This is a genomic window from Gracilibacillus pellucidus (assembly GCF_033949965.1).
GTDB lineage: Bacteria > Bacillota > Bacilli > Bacillales > Amphibacillaceae > Gracilibacillus > Gracilibacillus pellucidus.
The window spans coordinates 37,105-56,578 of record NZ_JAWZSR010000005.1 but is presented as its reverse complement, the minus strand read 5'-3'; the positions used below and the strand labels follow the sequence as shown (position 1 = coordinate 56,578).

Genomic DNA, 19,474 nt, shown 5'->3' with positions numbered 1-19,474 from the left:
ATAGATATGTGCTAAAATAAGTAAGTAGCGCTATGCTACTAGATTTTGCATTATAATAGAATACCATACATTAATTATAGGCAAAAGTTAATTGTTTTAAAAAAAGCTCATTATGATGAAAGAAGGTCACATTTGTATGGATAATCCAGTCGTTAAAGAAATACTTTCATGGTTAAAAGCACTACTGATAGCTATTGTCATCGTCCTCCTTTGTCGTCACTTTTTAATTACTCCGTCTATTGTAAAGGGAGAATCAATGATGCCCAATTTAGAGAATGGAGATCGGATTATTTTAAGTAAGATTAGTAGTATTGAACGATTTGATGAAATTGCTTTTGAAGCACCAGATGAGAATGAAAACTATGTGAAACGTGTCATCGGTTTACCAGGTGATACAGTTGAGGTGAGAGATGATGATTTGTATATCAATGGGGAAAAATATGAGGAACCATATTTGGATGAGTACAAATCGTTATTATCAGATGGACAGACGCTTACAAATGATTTTACACTAGAGGATATAACCGGAGTAGATACCGTGCCAGAAGGTTATATATTTGTACTAGGAGACAACCGTAGAATAAGTAAAGATGGTCGTGCATTTGGTTTTATTGATGAAGATTCTATAATTGGTGACGTGAAGTTCCGTATATGGCCACTACGCTCATTCGGATTTATTAAATAGTTGACAATCGTAGTGATACATGTTTTATTGGTAATAACTTCATAATAAAAATCCACTAGGGGTGCTACAAAAGTAGCTGAGATAAGAATGTGTTTTCTTGATCCCTTTGAACCTGAACTGGTTAGAACCAGCGGAGGAAAGTGGAGTCGGTCGGTGTACTTCATTTCTGCACCTTACTTTTGATATATGATTTCAAAAGCCGCTCTGCTTTTAGCAAGTGGCTTTTTATTATGGAAAAATATAAAAAAGTGGAGGCTGGAAATGATGAAATTTAGTCAAGTTTTGCGAGAATCAGCAGAGGATATTTACCAAGGAATTTTTGAACACCCATTTGTAGTTGGTATCGGAGAAGGCAATTTACACAAGGAAGCAATTGTTCATTATGTGAAGGCAGATTTTGAATATTTAAATGCTTTTATGAACATTTATGGAATTGCAATTGCTAAAAGCAGCACAAGAGAAGATATGAACTATTTTTATGACAAAATCGGTTTTGTTTTGAATAGCGAAATCCATCCACACCATAATTTATGCGAGGTGGCAGGGGTAGATTATGAAGAATTGCAAGGCTATCCATTACCACCAACAGCCAATCATTATGTGACACATATGAAAAGTGTTGCCCAACAAGGCTCGATGGGAGAGCTAATTGCAGCACTACTACCATGTCCATGGACATATTTAGAGATTGGGCATCACTTGAAAGAGAAATATCAACCGACAGAAGACCATCCTTTCTATGAATGGATTACTTTCTATGCGAAAGAGGATACAGCATCTGTGACAACGGAATTATGTGAACGTATTGATAAATGGGCAGAAAATGTTGGGGAAGAAGAGAAGGAAAAAGCAAAACAAGCCTTTATTAAAAGCTGTCAGCTTGAGTATCTATTTTGGGATATGGCTTACAATGTGGAGGAGTGGCCATTTTCTTTAGAGGGGGTACAACAATGAGTAAGGTAGCATCAGCACTGACGATAGCTGGAACAGATCCATCTGGTGGTGCGGGTATACAAGCAGATTTGAAAGTATTTCAAGAGCGACAAGTATATGGTATGAGTGTTATTACTTCTGTAGTGGCACAAAATACGTTAGGTGTTCAAGATGTTCAGCATTTGCCTATTGATTTTATTGAAAAGCAGTTAGATGCTGTATTATCAGATATACCACCTCAAGCAGTCAAAACAGGAATGATTGCTACAGTTGAGATGATGGAGCTCGTTGCTAGTAAACTAGCAAAAACAACTATTCCTTATGTGATTGACCCTGTTATGATAGCGAAAAGTGGTGATTCACTAATGGATATCACATCACGACAAGTGATCCGAAATACATTAGTTCCACTTGCTACTGTCGTAACACCAAATGTACCAGAAGCAGAAAGTTTAGTAGGTTTTGAGATTCATTCTAATCAAGAGGCAGAAAATGCAGCTAAAGTAATCGTAGAAGAATTAGGGGCGAAAGCAGCTGTTGTAAAAGGTGGCCATTTAGAAGGAGAAGCAACCGATGTTTTGTATGATGGAAGTAGCTTCAGTTATTTTAAAGCGGATCGCTATGAAACAAAGCATACACATGGAACTGGTTGTACTTTTTCAGCTGCGATAACGGCAGAATTAGCCAAAGGTAAATCTATTAAAGAGGCAGTAACGGTTGGTAAAGATTTTATAACGGATGCTATTCAATATCCATTAGCGTTGGGGAATGGGTATGGTCCGACCAATCATTGGGGATATAGATTGAAAGGTTTGCCACAGCAACAGGAGGTGTTGAAATGAGTCATTTACTTGAAAAGGTTAGACAAGAAAAACCGTTAATTCATAATATGACGAACCAAGTCGTGATGAATTTCACCGCGAACGGTTTATATGCTGTAGGTGCTACTCCTGTTATGACACATGCGAAAGAAGAAGTAGAAGAGATGGCAAAGAATGCTAGTGCTCTTTTATTGAATATAGGAACGTTGACGACAGAACAAGTAGAGGCAATGATTCTTGCAGGGAAATCCGCTAACAAGGCGGGGGTCCCTGTCGTATTAGATCCAGTTGGTGTAGGTGCGACAACATTTCGTACAACAGCAGCTAAGCAAATTTTGCAAGAAGTTCAGATAGCCTGTATTAGAGGAAATGCAGGTGAAATAGCCAATTTAGCGGATATTGATGTACAAGTTCGTGGTGTCGATAGCGCTAGCGATATGGATGAAAGACAGTTAGCGAGTGAAGCGTATAAGAGGTTACAAGTACCATTAGCGATCACCGGTGCGACAGATATTGTGATTAATAAAGAGGAACAGGTGATGATCTCTGGAGGGCATCCACTCCTGACAAAAGTTACGGGAACTGGTTGTTTATTATCTTCTGTTATTGCTGCTTTTTTAACCGTAACAGAAGATGTGACTAGTGCTATAGTAGATGCACTTAGTTATTATAGTGTAGCAGCAGAAAATGCGGCAACAAACCAGATATATCCAGGTAGCTTTCAAGTAGCATTTCTTGATCAATTAGCTGCAGTGGATGGAGAAGAAATGGATAAGAAAAAAAGCCGAATTAGGAGTTTTGAATGATGGAACGACAGTTATTGTCCGTATATTTTATTCTTGGTAGTAATGATACAGAAGAAGACCCTTTATACATATTGGAACAAGCTTTACAAGGTGGGATAACGCTTTTCCAATTTCGTGAAAAAGGTTCTGATGCACTTAATAGCGAAGCGAAAAAGCAATTAGCGAAACAGATGAAAAAGCTTTGCCACGTATATCAAGTTCCTTTTTTCGTTAATGATGATGTTGATTTGGCGGTAGAAATAGGTGCTGATGGTGTACATGTCGGACAGGATGATATGCCGATTAGTGAAGTACGGAAGCAAGTCCCTAAAGGTTGTTTCATAGGGGTATCTGCGACAAATGTGCAAGAGGCCGTACAGGCGAAAGCAGATGGTGCAGATTACATAGGTGTAGGTCCTATTTATAGTACGAATACGAAATCAGATGCTAAAGAGCCGATTGGAACAGCCGGACTGCAAGCAATTAGAGAGCAAGTTGGCGAGACACCTATTGTTGCTATCGGTGGAATTGATTTACCAAGTGTGCACGCTGTAATGCGAGCAGGTGCAGACGGAGTTTCTATTATTTCTGCGATTAGCCGAGCAACTAATTCTAAGCATGCAGCAGCAAGTTTTTTGGCGGATGTTAACGATTTTCATCAATAGCTATAAGTCGATAAAATGCGACTGTTTCTGATACACTAGAAGTATCATGATAGTAGGAGGTTATGTTGTGCGTCTTAAAGATAAAAAAGTAATTGCTTTAGTGGACGAAGACTTTGAAGACTTAGAGTTATGGTATCCTATTTTACGTTTGCGTGAAGAAGGAGCAACAGTACATCTAGTCGGAAAAGAAGCAGGTCATAAGTATATCGGAAAATATGGTGTTCCGGCAGAATCTGATTATGCGTATTCTGATATTAATGCAGAAGAGTATGATGGAATTTTAGTACCTGGCGGATGGGCGCCAGATAAGTTAAGAAGATTTCCAGAAGTAATCGAAATGGTTCGCTATATGGATCAAGCGAAAAAACCGATTGGCCAAATCTGTCACGCCGGTTGGGTGCTCATTTCAGCAGGTATTCTTCAAGGTAAGAAAGTAACTAGTACACCTGGTATTAAAGATGATATGACAAATGCAGGTAGCTTGTGGAGTGATGAGCCAGTGGTAACAGATGGACATATCATTTCTAGTCGTAGGCCACCAGATTTACCACCATATATGAAAGCATATGCAGACTTTCTAGCTGAACAATAAGCAAACTTGATCTTACAAGGTTTTCCTTGTAAGATTTTTTTATGGATGGCAATCTTAACGTGTTATGCTCAAGGTAAAGAGGTAAAAGTCTGATAGAATGGGGTATGATAAATGGAATTTCTATGGTGGACATTGATTGTTATATGTTTTGTGTTAGCTTTTGTTGGGATTATTTTTCCGATCATACCATCTGTTTTAGTTATTTGGGTTGGTTTCTTTATTTATCAATTTGCATTAGCAGCAGAAAATATAGGGTGGATTTTCTGGATTGCAATGGTCGTTCTAACATTGTTGCTTATATTTTCTGATATTATTGCAAATAGTTATTTTGTAAAGAAATTTGGCGGAAGTAAAGCAGGTGAAAGAATGGCGGCTTTAGGGGTAATCGTTGGCTCCTTTGTGATTCCGCCTTTTGGTATTATTATCGTACCGTTCCTTCTTGTAGTGATAACGGAAATAATTCAAAAAAAGACAACACAGGAGGCATTTAAAGCAGCATTTGGTTCCTTAATAGGATTTCTGAGTGGGACGTTTGCAAAAATTATTATTCAATTAATCATGATTATTTGGTTTTTTATCGCTATTTAAGGAAATATAAATGGACACCGAGGTGCTAACAAATGAAACGAGTAGTGACAATAGCTGGAGCTGCTGCACAAGGTAGTGCCGGCATTCAAGCAGATTTAAAGACATTTCAAGAACGTGATGTGTATGGAATGTCGGTGATTACAGCAACAGTAGCTAATAATTCTAAAACGAGTCAAGGCATTTTCATCAGAGATATCGAAGAAATAGAAGCACAATTTTACGCAGCAACAGAAATGGTTGGACTAGATGCGTTGAAAACGGGGATGCTTTTTTCAAGGGAAATCATTGAAAAAGTAAGTGAATTGTTACAAGACTTACCTGTACGGTATAAGGTAATTGATCCGGTCATGATTGGAAAAATGGGTTCGCAGTTACTTGCGGATGATGCGATTGAGGTATTGAAGGAGCAACTAATTCCACAAGCAACGATCATTACACCGAATCGTTTAGAGGCGGAGAAATTATTGGAAGAAGAAATTCCACGAGAAATCGAAGCGTTAAAAGCTGCGACTAAGAAATTATATGGATTGGGTCCACAATCTGTTTTATTAAAAGCAGGTAGTGTGGAAGATGAAGCAATTGATATTTTCTATGATGGACAAGAATTCACTGTATTTCGTTTGCCACTAGTCGAAACGATACATACAAGTGGAGCTGGATGTACCTTTGCAGCCTGTTTAACGGCAGAATTAGCAAAAGAGGTACCAATGATCCAAGCAATCGAGATGAGTAAACAATTTGTCTATAAAGCAATCAAACATGCTTTATCATTTGGTACGGGGATTGGTTCTGTAAGGCACGGGGCATTTAGACAAAAGAATGAACATGTACTAGGGAAGCAGTAATGGATGAACTGCTTCTTTTTTCCTGTAAAGAAGATGTATAATCCTAACTTTTTCTAAAAATTTTCCTTTTTATGAAACGTAATAAGTTGTTTTACCGTATATATGATTGGAAATAGGGAGGGGGAATAGTTTGAAGATAGCAATGGAGTTACAAAATGTACATAAATCAATTGGGAAAAAACCGATTATTAAAGGGTTGAATTTTTCGATTAAACAAGGAGAAGTGTTTGGTTTTTTAGGACCTAATGGTGCCGGTAAAACGACAACGATTCGGATGATGGTTGGTTTAATGAAAATTACGTCGGGTGATATTAAGATAAATGGTCTTAGTATTAAGAAGGATTATAAAGAGGCTATTCGTCATATCGGTGCAATTGTCGAGAACCCAGAAATGTACCCATATTTATCTGGTTGGAAGAATTTGAAGCATTATGCGCGCATGATTCCTGGCATTACGGATGATCGTATTCGTGAGGTAATTAGTTTAGTCGGTTTAGAAAAGGCAATCAATGAAAAAGTAGGCAGATACTCCTTAGGTATGCGCCAACGAATGGGTATTGCTCAAGCGCTTTTACATCGTCCGACGGTTTTAATCCTAGATGAACCAACGAATGGTCTTGATCCAGCTGGTATACGTGAAATTAGAAGTTATATTAGAAATCTAGCGGAAAAAGAACAAGTATCTGTCATTGTATCCAGCCATTTATTATCGGAAATAGAATTAATGTGTGACCGAATCGGCATTATTAAAAATGGTGAACTGATTACGGTAGAAGAAGTAAGAGATACAGATACAGAAGAGGAAGAAGTTACGGTAAGATTAGAGGTAGATGAGGAAGAAAAAGCAAAAACAGTTCTTCAAGAAACATTGAATTTAAATGTGCAATCTGAACAAACTCGTCTGAAGGTAAATGTCGCAAAATCTAATGTGCCTAATCTAGTTAAAGAGTTAGTGAAGGAAGACATAGCTATATATGAAGTAGCACTAGAACGAGGTAGTTTAGAAGATAAATTCTTTGAGTTGATTGGAGAGAATACTATTGCGTAATTTATTAGGGTTATTAAAGAATGAACAGATGAAGCTGTATTCCCGTTGGTCCACTTGGTCAATGTATATCATCCTTTTTGTCCTTATTGTAGGTAGTGCGTTAATTCTATTATGGGCAGATAGTGTTGATGAAACAACATATGGAGATGATTGGGAACAACAGCTTACACAAGAAAATGAAGAATATAGGGAATTAAATCAAGAAGGAGATTTTTTTGGTTTTGATTCTGAAATACAGAAGAATGAATATCGTATAGAGAATGATATTCCACCTTTGTCCTATGATGCATGGCAATTCACCCTTGATAACGCTAGTTTATCAACAATGATTAGCTTATTTACTATTATCGTAGCAGCTGGTATTATAGCAAATGAGTTTCGATGGGGAACCATTAAATTATTATTAATTCGTCCTAATTCTCGAACGAAGATATTATACACGAAGTTTTTATCTGTCTTATTTTTTTCGGTGACAATGCTATTGTTCTTAGTTGCTACTAGTTTTATAATAGGTGCAATAATTTTTGGTATCAATGGCTGGAATCCTAGTTTAATCCAAGTAGGGGCAGATGGTGTGGAAGAAGTAGCGATTTTCACAGAAATTATTACACAATATGGATTTAATGTGGTAAATTTAGTGATGATGACTACGTTTGCCTTTATGATTTCGACATTGTTTAGAAATAGTACAATGGCAATTGGATTGGCGATCTTCTTAATGTTTACAGGAAATATAGCTGTTGAGGTAGTGGCGAAGTATGATTGGGCTAAGTATATCTTGTTTGCCAATACAGACTTGAGCCAGTATTTCGGGTCAGGTAGTCCGATTGTGGAAAGTATGACATTAGGATTTTCGATCACAGTGTTAATTATTTACTTTGTATTATTTTTATTCATTTCGTGGTTATCGTTCTCTAAACGTGATGTTGCGGGAAATTAATTTTTATAAGGGGAGAGTAAAATGAAAAGAACAGCTGAAATAACACTATCCATTATTGGTTCTGTGTTGTATTTAATTGGAGCATTGTTTGGTGGCATTTTCCGTATGTTTGAAGGTAATGAAGAGTTAAGAGAGGAAATAATGAATGATCCACAAGTACAACAAACTGATATAGGAGATGTGCAACTAATATTAGATACTATGGGATCGTTTGGTACGGTAATTGTTGTTAGCTCCATTATTGCTATTGTAGTAGGTATTGTAGCGTCAATCTTATTTAAAGGAAATAACAAGCCAGTTATTGCAAGTATTTTGTTACTCGTGACATCTGTTGTTATTATCTTTATTACGTATGGTTTAGGTATCTTTGCAGGAATCTTCTTCATCATCGCAGGTATTATGGGTCTTGCGCGTAAACCTAAGCAAGAAGTAAACATGGAACAATATTAATAATCGAAAGTTTAGAACCTTCATCTGTTTATCAATAAAGCAGATGAAGGTTTTTAATATTTATTCATAAAAATGAATAATCGTCTGAATAGCTATTAAACTAGTAATCTTTTTCATATTCTAAGAAAAAAACAAAAAAATCTTAAAATAACTATTGAATTAATATGCTTAATAGTGCATAATAATACATAATTAATCAAACGAAAATAATGAGAACTATTTAAAATAGGTAAGGAGAGATTATGATGGCAAAAGAAAAAATTGTTTTAGCATATTCTGGAGGACTTGATACCTCTGTTGCAATTAAATGGTTACAAGATAAATATGATTATGATGTTATTGCGGTAGGATTGGATGTAGGTGAAGGAAAAGATTTAGAATTTGTGAAGAAGAAAGCTATTGATGTAGGAGCAATCAAATCTTATTCTGTTGATGCGAAGCAGCTTTTTGCGGAAGATTTCGTTTTACCTGCACTTCAAGCAAATGTGATGTATGAAGATAAATATCCATTAGTATCTGCGTTATCTCGTCCATTAATTGCAAAAGTACTTGTTGATATAGCGGAAAAAGAAGGAGCCGTTGCTGTTGCACATGGTTGTACAGGTAAAGGTAATGACCAAGTTCGTTTCGATGTTGCGTTTACGGCATTAAATCCGGATCTTCAAATTGTTGCACCTGTACGTGAATGGAAAATGACAAGAGATGAAGAAATCAACTACGCAAAAGAAAATGGTATTCCGATTCCGATTGATTTAGACAGTCCGTATAGTGTGGATCAGAACCTTTGGGGCCGTGCAAATGAATGTGGTATTTTGGAAGATCCGTGGGCCGTTGCGCCAGAAGATGCTTTTGAATTAACGGTTAACCCGGTAGATGCACCTGAAGAGCCGGAAATTATTGAAATTGAATTTAAACAAGGTAAGCCAGTTGCGATTAATGGTGAAGAATATCCGTTACATGAGTTGATATTAACATTAAATGATATTGCTGGTAAACATGGGATCGGACGAATCGATCACGTGGAGAACCGTCTTGTTGGAATTAAATCACGTGAAATTTATGAGGCTCCTGCAGCCATTACATTAATCAAGGCACATCACGAAATTGAGTCGATTACATTACCAAGAGAAGTGACGAAATTCAAACCAGTTGTAGAGCAACAGTTAGAACAAGCAATTTATGATGGCCTTTGGTTTACACAATTGACAGATGCACTAAAAGCATTTATTGCAGAAACACAAAAATATGTGAATGGTGTGGCGAAAGTTCAATTGTATAAAGGGCAAGCGTTTATTGTCGGACGTAAATCAGAAAATTCTTTATATGATATGGAGCTTGCTACGTATAACAAAGGTGATCAGTTTGATCATGATGCAGCGCTTGGTTTCATTAAACTTTGGGGATTACCTACAAAAGTACATTCAACGGTGAATGATGTGCATGCAGATAAAGCGAAAATCATGGAGAAAACAACAATTGATGTAAAGGAATCAGTGAAGTCATGAAACTATGGGGCGGTCGATTTACAAAACCAACAAATGAATTAGTTGATGAATATACGGCATCGATTAGCTTCGATCAAAAATTAGCACAATATGATATCCAAGGTAGTTTAGCACATGTGGAGATGCTGGCAAAATGCGAGATTATCCCAACAGAAGATGCAGAAACAATCAAAAAAGGATTAGAAATTGTAGCGAAAAAAATAGAAGCAGGCGAAGCAGAACTAACCGAAGCAAATGAAGATATTCATATGAATGTGGAGAAACTACTAATTGAGGAAGTAGGCGCTGTAGGTGGTAAGTTGCACACCGGAAGAAGTAGAAATGACCAAGTAGCGTTAGATATGCGCTTATATTTGCGTGATTCACTCGTAACGTTGGTCGAATTACTAGCTCATCTCCAAAAAGCTTTAGTAAAACAAGCGAAGGCAAACCTAGATACGATTTTGCCAGGCTATACGCATTTGCAACGCGCGCAACCAGTATTATTTGCACACCATATGATGGCATATGTATCCATGTTTGAACGTGACACAGATCGTTTATGTGACAGCTTCAAAAGGGTTAATCGTTCCCCGCTTGGTGCAGGGGCACTAGCGGGTACAACCTTCCCAATCGATCGTCATTATGTGGCGGAAAAGTTGAACTTTGATGGTGTCGTAGAAAACAGTTTAGACGCAGTTAGTGATCGTGACTTTGTTGTGGAATTTCTTTCTAATACTTCCTTGATCATGATGCATTTATCTCGTCTTAGTGAAGAATTAGTACAATGGTCAAGTGCGGAGTTCAATTTTATTGAGTTAGATGATGCGTTTAGTACTGGAAGTAGTATGATGCCACAAAAGAAAAATCCTGATGTCGCAGAATTAGTGAGAGGGAAGACAGGTCGAGTTTATGGCAACTTAATGGGGATGCTAACAACATTGAAGGGCTTGCCAATTGCTTATAATAAAGACATGCAAGAAGATAAAGAAGGTATGTTTGATTCAATGGAGACATTAAAAGGAGCTCTAGCTCTTTTTGCCCCGATGATTGAGACAATGGAAGTGAAGAAAGAGAATATGTATGCAGCGGTTGCGGAAGATTTCTCTAATGCAACAGATTTAGCGGATTACTTAGTCAATAAAGACTTACCATTTCGCGAGGCACACGCTGTTGTCGGTCAAGTTGTCTTGCATTGTATTCAAGAGAATAAATATTTATTAGATTTAAGTTTGGCAGATTTCCAAAACTTCTCTTATCTAATTGAAGATGATATTTATCACGTACTTTCACCGGAAACGGTTGTCAATGCAAGGGATGTTGTAGGTGGAACAGCGAAAAATAGGGTTCAAGACCAAGTCAAGCAAGCAGAAACAATTCTAGAAGAAACAGATGCATGGGTAGGAACATATGGAGAAAAAGTAAACGTTCTGAAAAAATAATAAAAACGCAGCTGACCAACATCAGTTGCGTTTTTATTATCAGAAGAGAAAGTGATGCAGAACGCTTGGTGTCGATATTCACGTTGAAAGTGTGGAAAACATATTTTTTAGAAAATTTTTTAAATATTAATGAATAAATATGAATAATATAGTATAATTATAAAAAACAAATTAAATGGATTGAAATAAGAGATAGTTATTGGAGGGGAAAAATAATGCCAGAAACAACAGGTTATCTCGTTTTGAATACAGGGGATGTATTAGAAGGTAAATGGTTGAGTTCGTATAAGTATGCAGATGGGGAATTGGTGTTTAATACAGCAATGACAGGTTATCAAGAAGTAATGACAGACCCTTCTTATGCAGGACAAATCGTTACAATGACATATCCTTTAATCGGAAACTATGGCTGGAATGAGGTAGACTACGAAAGTATTCAACCTTCGTTAAAAGGTTTTATCGTTTCAACACCAAGTCATAACCCAGAACATTATGAATCCAAATATACATTAGTCGAAATGTTGGAGAAACACAAAATCCCAGCATTGTCGCATATTGATACAAGAGCATTAACGAAAATTATCCGTAAGCATGGGGAAGTGTACGGCAAAATGACGGATAACCCCGAAGATAAACCAGTTAATACAAGCGTGAACCCAAATATTGTTTCAACCGTATCGGTAGCAGAAAAAATAACGTATAAAACGAATAATTCAACTGATCAGAAAGCGCCACATGTAGTAGTTGTTGATTTTGGTTACAAGCATTCTATTGCACACTCACTACTAGAGTTAGGTTGTGATGTGACAGTTGTCCCTTTTGATACGAGATTTATTGAAGTTCAATCATTAGCTCCTGACGGTGTTGTGTTATCAAATGGGCCTGGTGATCCAAAGGCATTAGCACACCTCTCAACAAATTTGAAACAAATTGCCGATCACTTCCCAACAATGGGGATTTGCTTAGGGCATCAGCTAATCGCACTTGCCTATGGTGCGACAACGAAACGTTTACCATATGGTCATCGAGGTAGTAATCATCCGGTTAAAGATGTACAAACAGGAAAAGTGATGATTACCTCACAAAATCACGGTTATGTCGTTGATTATGATTCTGTGAAAATGGATGATTGGTATGTTTCGCATATCAATGTGAATGACAAATCAGTGGAAGGCTTAAAGCATAAAACTAAGCCTTTAATGACGGTGCAATTTCACCCAGAGGCACATCCAGGACCAATTGATACCCATCATTTATTCGTAAACTTTATCAAGCAGTTCATTACAAAGGGAGAGAAACAGCATGCCTAAGAAAGATGATATAAAGAAAGTGCTCGTAATCGGGTCTGGTCCGATTGTAATTGGGCAAGCAGCAGAATTTGATTATGCTGGTACACAAGCATGTCTAGCTTTAAAAGAAGACGGAATAGAAGTTATTTTAGTAAATAATAATCCTGCCACCATTATGACAGACGAAAATATAGCAGATAAAGTATATTTGGAGCCTTTAACATGTGAGTCCATCACGAAAATAATCGCAGAAGAACGTCCAGACGGTATTTTGCCAACTTTAGGTGGTCAAACAGGTCTTAATATGGCTGTATTATTAGATGAAGCAGGTGTATTGGAACAATACGATGTGACGTTACTAGGAACTCCGCTTGAGACGATTCAAAAAGGGGAAGACCGTGAAATGTTTAAATCCATGATGAAAGACATCGGAGAACCGATTGCAGAAAGTCTTTCTACTTCTTCTATTGAGGAAGCAGTAAGTTTCGCTAAAAAAGTAGGTTATCCGATGATTGTTCGACCTGCCTATACACTAGGTGGTGCAGGTGGCGGTATTGCAAATGACGAGCAGGAATTACGCACAATTGTGAAGAACGGCTTACATTATAGTCCAATTAATCAAGTGTTAATTGAGCAAAGTGTGAAGGGGTGGAAGGAAATAGAGTATGAGGTAATGCGTGATGCCAATGATACATGTATTATTGTCTGTAATATGGAGAACTTTGACCCTGTTGGAGTTCATACTGGTGACAGTATCGTTGTTGCGCCGTCTCAAACATTAACAGATCGCCAATATCAAATGCTTCGGACATCATCAGTAAAGGTTATCCGTGAGTTAGGTGTAATTGGCGGATGTAATATTCAATTTGCGCTAAACCCTGACAATGATGATTATATTATTATTGAAGTAAATCCACGAGTTAGCCGTTCTAGTGCACTAGCTTCTAAGGCAACAGGTTATCCGATTGCTCGAATTGCAGCAAAAGTGGCGCTAGGTTATCAATTAGATGAGGTGATTAATCCGATTACAGGTGATACATATGCAAGTTTTGAGCCTGCAATCGACTATATTGCGGCAAAAATTCCGCGCTGGCCATTTGATAAATTTACTGGTGCTGAACGATCGTTAGGTACTCAAATGAAAGCGACAGGAGAAGTAATGGCACTTGCGCGTAATTTCCCAGTGGCAATAAATAAAGCAATTCGTTCATTGGAAATTGGTTTAGATTCGCTACATTTACCAGGTGTAGAGAAGCTATCAGAACAAGAGCTGCATAATGCTTTAGAGAATGCAACAGACGAGCGAATGTTTATTGTGGCAGAAGCATTACGTAGAGGGATGTCAGTGGATGAGATTCATGACATTACGGCTATTAACAATTACTTTTTATATGAATTGAAAGCAATGATTGTTAAGGAACAAGAAATCGCAGAAAAAGGCTGGCGACAGATAGACGTGTCAGATTTGCAAGAGGCAAAAGGGTTCGGTATTTCTGATCATACGTTGGCTACATTATTACAAGTAGATATAAAAGAGATTCAACAAAAAATCAAAACAGAAAAGCTCGCACCTTCTTATAAAATGGTCGATACATGTGCTGCTGAATTCTCAGCGGAAACGCCTTATTTCTATAGTTCTTGGAATGAATGGGATGAGGTTGAATCATTGGATGGTGAAAAGCGAATGGTTGTGCTAGGTTCTGGTCCAATTCGAATTGGGCAAGGAGTCGAATTTGATTACTGCTCTGTTCATGCGGCCAAGTCCTTACAAGGACAAGGAATTGATGCGGTTGTGGTTAACAACAACCCTGAAACAGTGAGTACAGATTTTAATACAGCAGATCATCTTTATTTTGAACCATTAACGGTTGAGGATGTTTTACACGTAATCGACAAAGAGAATGCACAAGGTGTCCTCGTTCAATTCGGTGGTCAAACAGCTATTAATCTAGCTGACGGTTTGAAAAAAGCAGGTGTCCAGATTGCGGGCACGGCGCTAGATGCAATTGAAGCGGTAGAAGATCGAGATTTGTTCTATCAGTTGTTACAACGATTGAATATCCCACATATTCCAGGTGATACGGTAATGGATATTCATGATGCGAAAGCAGTGGCGCAAGAAATTGGTTACCCTGTTTTAATGCGACCATCTTATGTAATTGGTGGACAGGGAATGGTTATTTTGCACAATGAGCATCAACTTGTTGATTATTTATCGGACTTACAAGCAAAGACACATGATAATCGAATTTTCCCCTTATTAATTGATCGTTATATTGAAGGATATGAAGTGGAGATCGATGCGATTTGTGATGGAGCAGATATTTTAATTCCAGGAATCTTTGAACATGTTGAAAAAGCAGGTGTCCATTCAGGTGATAGTGTAGCAATTTTTCCAGCGCCGAGTTTAACAGATGATCATAAACAAACCATTGAGCAATATACAAAAAAAATCTCGGAGGAACTACAGATAAAAGGGATTATGAATATTCAGTTTGTACTAAGTGAAGATCGCCAAACCGTTTATGTATTAGAAGTGAATCCACGTGCTTCTCGAACGGTTCCTATTGCGAGTAAGGTAACAGGTGTACCAATGGTTGACTTGGCAACAAAAGTACAGATGGGAGAAGCGCTAGTAAGTCAGGAATGGAAGGTAGGCCTGCATAAAGAAGTGCCTTATTATGCAGTGAAAATGCCTGTTTTTTCTACAAATAAGTTACCAGGTGTTGATCCGATTCTCGGGCCTGAAATGAAATCAACAGGGGAAGCAATCGGAATTGGTACAACTGTAGAGCAGGCGATGGCAAAAGCGTTTGGATGGAAAGAGGATAGTCTGCAATCATTAAGAGAACAAGACACCATTTTCTTATCATTAGCGAAGATAGATGAAAAACTGCAGCGAGCATTACAGTCTAGTAATATCATGATTGAAGCAGACACAGAAACACAAGCTTTATTGTCAGCACATGATATCCATGTTCATAAAGTTGTGAGTGTACAAGAGGCAGAGCAGAAATGCTTAGCTGATCAATATGTATTGATTACAGATACACACCGAACTGGAGAAAAGGATGAGCATGTATCATTAAGAGAAGCAGCTCTAACGTCAGATACACTACACTTTAGTGCAAATGATACATTAAGTGCTTATATCAATGTTGCTCAAATAGAACAAGAGTCACCACAATCGATTCAATATTATCGACAGAATAAACCGAATATAAATAAGAAGGAGCGTGCAATGCCTTGACACGGAAAGAACAATTAAAAGGAAAAGACCTTTTAACACTTGCAGATTACTCGAAGTCGGAAATAGCCTATATTTTAGAATTAGCGATGGAAATTAAACAAAAACAAAAAAATGGTGAAGTTTATCAGCCGCTTAAAGGAAAAACATTAGGAATGATTTTTGAAAAATCCTCTACTCGTACGCGCGTTTCCTTTGAAACAGGTATTTATCAATTAGGTGGAATGGGACTGTTTTTAAGTTCGAACGATATTCAATTAGGGAGAGGAGAACCTATTTCTGATACAGCCAAAGTGTTATCAGGCTACTTAGATGGCATCATGATTCGTACTTTTTCCCAACAAGATGTCGAAGATTTAGCAGCGAATGCTTCTATTCCAGTCATCAATGGTTTAACGGATGATTATCATCCATGCCAAGTACTTGCCGATTTGCAAACGATCCAAGAGGTAAAAGGGAGGCTAGAAGGTTTAAAATTAGCTTATATCGGTGATGGAAACAATATGGCTCATTCCTTGATCATAGGCTGTGCAAAAATGGGATTAGATGTTGCAATTGCTGCGCCAGAGGGGTATCAGCCTGATGAGAATATCGTTAAACAAGCACAAGCTTTTACGGATGATAGCGAAATTTTCATTACAGAAGATGTCGTAGAAGCTGTAAAAGATGCAGATGTTATTTATTCAGATGTATGGGCAAGCATGGGACAGGAAGAAGAACAGAACGAACGAGAAAAAGCTTTTGCTTCGTATCAAGTAAATGCAGATCTATTCTCGCATGCGAAGCAAGATGCTATTTTCATGCACTGCTTACCTGCGCATCGAGGCGAAGAAGTAACAGCAGAAATTATTGATGGAGACCAATCTGTCGTATTTCAAGAAGCAGAAAACAGATTACATGCACAAAAGGCATTAATGGTTGCACTGATGGGCTAGATCTCTTTACGAGAGATCTAGTTTTTTTTTCATGTTGCAGTTCATATTTTGTTATTGCTATAATAAAGATTAATTGTGTGGCTTTCCACATTAGTAAATTAAAGGATTGATCTAACATGAGTATCTTAAAAGAGTTACAACAAATTATAGATCCAGAACACATTTTGATAGATGAAGCATTAAAAAAACATACGTATACACAATTAGGAGGCAGAGCAGATTTTTTCGTCACGCCATCAACGGTGGAAGAAGTACAAGAAATCATCCGTTTTGCCAATAAGTCGGCTATTCCTTTTACCTTATTAGGAAATGGCTCTAATGTCATTATTAGAGATGGCGGTATTCGTGGAATAGTGTTAAGTCTGAAAAAATTCAAAGGCATTCGTAGAGATGGAGAGAAGGTTGTTGCAGAAAGTGGCGCTCGTATCATTGATACTTCCCGTTTCGCTTTAGAGGAACGCTTATCAGGTTTGGAATTTGCTTGCGGAATTCCAGGATCAGTAGGTGGAGCATTGTATATGAATGCTGGTGCTTATGGCGGTGAGGTAAAAGATTGCTTAGAAAGCGCGCTAGTAGTCGATGCGGGTGGAGAGGTACATCGTATGCCAGCAGAAGCATTTGACCTTGATTACCGAACAAGTAATATCGCCGCAAAAGGATATATTGTTTTAGAAGCAACCTTCCATTTAACAGAAGGAGACTATGATGAAATAAAAGCAGTGATGGATGATTTAACGTATATGCGTGAATCTAAACAACCGTTAGAATATCCATCATGTGGTAGTGTATTCAAACGACCACCAGGTTATTTTGCAGGAAAATTAATTCAAGATAGCCATTTGCAAGGCAAGGGAGTAGGTGGAGCAGAGGTTTCCACTAAACATGCAGGATTTATCGTGAACAAAAATAATGCGACCGCTACAGAGTATATTTCCGTCATCGAAATGGTGCAACGCGAAGTAAAAGCAAAATTTGATGTTGAGTTAGAGCGAGAAGTTAGAATTTTAGGAGAAGATTGAGAAGCGAGCGAGTAACGGTGAGTGAATGAACGCCTGAAAAAGAGGTAGGGCAGAAAATTCGGTCACTCATAAGCGAGATGAAAGCCCGAAAAAGCGAAGGAAAGAAACCACAGTTACTCATCCATCATAAAAAAACAGCACCTTATGATATGGTAGGGCGCTGTTTTTGTTTTACTTATAATAAGTCCATTGTCGAACTCCTGTTTTTTGAAAATGTTTCTCTAAACATCCACGAATTATTTTTTTAGAATATTCCTCAATACACCAATCATAGACAAGATTAGTTGTCAGTTTTTCATGAGGAAATAGTAGTTGTAATTCTTGAATATTTCGTAAAATGCTCTCCGATATTTGTTCGTTTTCTCCACATTTTTTACACGCACTTTTTCTAGCATTGATTTCAACTGATAGATGCTGACAGTTACAACAACGAACTCCTTTTTTGATATGAGGATAGTCACCAATATCGTGTTGAATGAAGTGATGGGCTAAACGATGTTGTACTGTATTCAAGGAGCGGAAAAAATCTTTTTAGCTGAGTGGAGAAAACGAAATGCTTACTGATCGGTGCTTCATAGAGGGTAAATGCCGGATGGATAAGCACATCCATTGAGTGGGGATATCTTTTTGCTGCAAAAACTTTCGCATTAATGTTTCATTTTTAATTAATTGTAAAAGAGGATTGCTTGTTTCTTGTAGGGTAGCTTACTCCAACTTTTTTCACCATATTTGTAATCTCCGTTTAATTTTTCACATCAAAAAGGTATAGCGTGTCGCCGGTAAGAAGAATGGAATCGATTTGGAATGTGGTAGTGCCTAGCTCAAGTCGAATGTCACTGAGGATAATAAAGTGGTCTGGCAATTCTTTTTCAAGCAACTGCTCCCATCTTTTCTCACCATCATAGCCTACTTGTAATTGATGAAAATAATTTGTTTCTTGTTGGGTAAAGTTTACTCGTGCTTGCAATGCTTCAAAAATAGATAATCCATAAGGTTTTTGTCCGATTTTTTTAATCATTATTATTTCCTTTCTACAAAGATTGAACAGGTGCATCCATTACATTAGCGAGAATAATATAAACAAAAAGCCCAGCAGGTATAAGAAAGATAAAAGCCAATCGAACTAAAAAAGGCGAGATTCCAAAATGCTCGGCAATACCGCCACATACACCATCTAATGATTGATTAGTAGTCGATCTTCGGATACGAATCTTCATTACCATAACCTCCCTTCTAAAAAAATAGTAACACATTTTACCATACTCTAACAAAACAGATTCATTGCAAATGAAGGAAAAATTCTATATACTATCCGTAATAAAATATTGCGATAAATATTCCTTTGGGGCAGGGTGAAATTCCCGACCGACGGTGATAAAAGTTTTTAACTTTTTCAGTCCGTGACCTGGAGCATGTAAATGTGAAGGTGGATTTGGTGAGATTCCAAAGCCGACAGTGATAGTCTGGATGGGAAAAGGAATTGGTGATGTAGTGACTTTTCTATAGGGAAAAGTAGATCTTTTTGTATTGGCAAAAAGGCTTCTTTCTAATAGCTTTATTGCTACAAATCCAAGTTTTTTTACTATGAATACACACAACCCCTAGGTTATTTATGCCTAGGGTTTTTTATTTTATCACGGTGTAAACATCCGTAAAACCTCCACTTCAAGGTTTGAGTAAAAACGAGGAAATGAAGATGGGGGGAT

20 protein-coding genes and 2 riboswitches are annotated in these 19,474 nt (G+C 37.5%); of the genes, 17 read left to right on the top strand and 3 right to left on the bottom strand.

Annotated features, from left to right (window positions below; translation table 11 throughout):
- Positions 1 to 136 precede the first annotated feature (136 nt).
- The 17 genes from lepB to murB all read left to right on the top strand — a co-directional run bounded on the left by lepB (position 137) and on the right by murB (position 17,768).
- Positions 137 to 685, top strand: coding sequence for a signal peptidase I (gene lepB, locus SH601_RS10235; protein ID WP_319958200.1), 549 nt, complete (start codon positions 137 to 139; stop codon positions 683 to 685).
- 47 nt (positions 686 to 732) lie between these two features.
- A riboswitch (TPP riboswitch) is annotated at positions 733 to 841 on the top strand.
- 108 nt (positions 842 to 949) lie between these two features.
- Entirely contained in the window at positions 950 to 1,639 is a 690-nt protein-coding gene (gene tenA / locus SH601_RS10230; protein ID WP_319958372.1) for a thiaminase II, read from the top strand.
- On the top strand, positions 1,636 to 2,460 hold the full coding sequence (gene thiD, locus SH601_RS10225; protein ID WP_319958199.1) for a bifunctional hydroxymethylpyrimidine kinase/phosphomethylpyrimidine kinase: 825 nt from the start codon (positions 1,636 to 1,638) through the stop codon (positions 2,458 to 2,460). The genes tenA and thiD (SH601_RS10225) overlap by 4 nt, the downstream gene beginning before the upstream one ends.
- Positions 2,457 to 3,245, top strand: a complete 789-nt coding sequence (gene thiM, locus SH601_RS10220; RefSeq protein WP_319958198.1) for a hydroxyethylthiazole kinase — start codon at positions 2,457 to 2,459, stop codon at positions 3,243 to 3,245. Before thiD (SH601_RS10225) ends, thiM begins: the two co-directional genes overlap by 4 nt.
- Positions 3,242 to 3,889 (top strand): thiamine phosphate synthase, encoded by a 648-nt coding sequence (gene thiE / locus SH601_RS10215; RefSeq protein WP_319958197.1) that lies wholly within the window; start codon positions 3,242 to 3,244, stop codon positions 3,887 to 3,889. The genes thiM and thiE overlap by 4 nt, the downstream gene beginning before the upstream one ends.
- Positions 3,890 to 3,956: 67 nt before the next feature.
- Positions 3,957 to 4,481 carry a type 1 glutamine amidotransferase domain-containing protein gene (locus SH601_RS10210; RefSeq protein ID WP_319958196.1) on the top strand — a complete coding sequence of 175 codons (525 nt, stop codon included), beginning with the start codon at positions 3,957 to 3,959 and terminating at the stop codon, positions 4,479 to 4,481.
- Positions 4,482 to 4,592: 111 nt separating this feature from the next.
- Positions 4,593 to 5,069 (top strand): DUF456 domain-containing protein, encoded by a 477-nt coding sequence (locus SH601_RS10205; protein WP_319958195.1) that lies wholly within the window; start codon positions 4,593 to 4,595, stop codon positions 5,067 to 5,069.
- 32 nt (positions 5,070 to 5,101) lie between these two features.
- Positions 5,102 to 5,914, top strand: a complete 813-nt coding sequence (gene thiD, locus SH601_RS10200; protein WP_319958194.1) for a bifunctional hydroxymethylpyrimidine kinase/phosphomethylpyrimidine kinase — start codon at positions 5,102 to 5,104, stop codon at positions 5,912 to 5,914.
- Between the two features lie 142 nt (positions 5,915 to 6,056).
- Positions 6,057 to 6,962, top strand: a complete 906-nt coding sequence (locus tag SH601_RS10195) for an ABC transporter ATP-binding protein (RefSeq protein ID WP_319958371.1) — start codon at positions 6,057 to 6,059, stop codon at positions 6,960 to 6,962.
- Positions 6,955 to 7,902 (top strand): ABC transporter permease, encoded by a 948-nt coding sequence (locus SH601_RS10190; protein ID WP_319958193.1) that lies wholly within the window; start codon positions 6,955 to 6,957, stop codon positions 7,900 to 7,902. Before SH601_RS10195 ends, SH601_RS10190 begins: the two co-directional genes overlap by 8 nt.
- Before the next feature lie 21 nt (positions 7,903 to 7,923).
- Complete coding sequence (locus SH601_RS10185) at positions 7,924 to 8,352, top strand: DUF4064 domain-containing protein (protein ID WP_319958192.1); 429 nt, start codon at positions 7,924 to 7,926, stop codon at positions 8,350 to 8,352.
- A gap of 245 nt (positions 8,353 to 8,597) precedes the next feature.
- Entirely contained in the window at positions 8,598 to 9,857 is a 1,260-nt protein-coding gene (locus SH601_RS10180; protein WP_319958191.1) for an argininosuccinate synthase, read from the top strand.
- Complete coding sequence (gene argH / locus SH601_RS10175) at positions 9,854 to 11,278, top strand: argininosuccinate lyase (protein ID WP_319958190.1); 1,425 nt, start codon at positions 9,854 to 9,856, stop codon at positions 11,276 to 11,278. Before SH601_RS10180 ends, argH begins: the two co-directional genes overlap by 4 nt.
- A 215-nt stretch (positions 11,279 to 11,493) precedes the next feature.
- Positions 11,494 to 12,588 (top strand): carbamoyl phosphate synthase small subunit, encoded by a 1,095-nt coding sequence (locus SH601_RS10170; protein ID WP_319958189.1) that lies wholly within the window; start codon positions 11,494 to 11,496, stop codon positions 12,586 to 12,588.
- Positions 12,581 to 15,817, top strand: a complete 3,237-nt coding sequence (carB, locus tag SH601_RS10165) for a carbamoyl-phosphate synthase (glutamine-hydrolyzing) large subunit (RefSeq protein ID WP_319958188.1) — start codon at positions 12,581 to 12,583, stop codon at positions 15,815 to 15,817. The genes SH601_RS10170 and carB overlap by 8 nt, the downstream gene beginning before the upstream one ends.
- Positions 15,814 to 16,749, top strand: coding sequence for an ornithine carbamoyltransferase (gene argF, locus SH601_RS10160; RefSeq protein WP_319958187.1), 936 nt, complete (start codon positions 15,814 to 15,816; stop codon positions 16,747 to 16,749). Before carB ends, argF begins: the two co-directional genes overlap by 4 nt.
- 116 nt (positions 16,750 to 16,865) lie before the next feature.
- The gene (gene murB, locus SH601_RS10155) at positions 16,866 to 17,768 is read left to right on the top strand and encodes a UDP-N-acetylmuramate dehydrogenase (protein WP_319958186.1); all 903 of its coding nucleotides are present in this window, start codon (positions 16,866 to 16,868) and stop codon (positions 17,766 to 17,768) included.
- Positions 17,769 to 17,939: 171 nt separating this feature from the next.
- On the opposite strand, the gene SH601_RS10150 is transcribed toward murB, so the two are convergent.
- From SH601_RS10150 to SH601_RS10140, 3 genes are all read right to left on the bottom strand, one after another.
- On the bottom strand, positions 17,940 to 18,281 hold the full coding sequence (locus SH601_RS10150; protein WP_319958185.1) for a hypothetical protein: 342 nt from the start codon (positions 18,279 to 18,281) through the stop codon (positions 17,940 to 17,942).
- A 229-nt stretch (positions 18,282 to 18,510) separates the two neighbouring features.
- Positions 18,511 to 18,786: a nuclease-related domain-containing protein gene (locus SH601_RS10145; RefSeq protein WP_319958184.1), complete on the bottom strand. Its 276-nt coding sequence runs from the start codon at positions 18,784 to 18,786 to the stop codon at positions 18,511 to 18,513.
- A 13-nt stretch (positions 18,787 to 18,799) separates the two neighbouring features.
- Positions 18,800 to 18,985 carry a PspC domain-containing protein gene (locus tag SH601_RS10140; protein WP_319958183.1) on the bottom strand — a complete coding sequence of 62 codons (186 nt, stop codon included), beginning with the start codon at positions 18,983 to 18,985 and terminating at the stop codon, positions 18,800 to 18,802.
- A gap of 117 nt (positions 18,986 to 19,102) precedes the next feature.
- Positions 19,103 to 19,251: riboswitch (FMN riboswitch) on the top strand.
- Positions 19,252 to 19,474 lie beyond the last annotated feature (223 nt).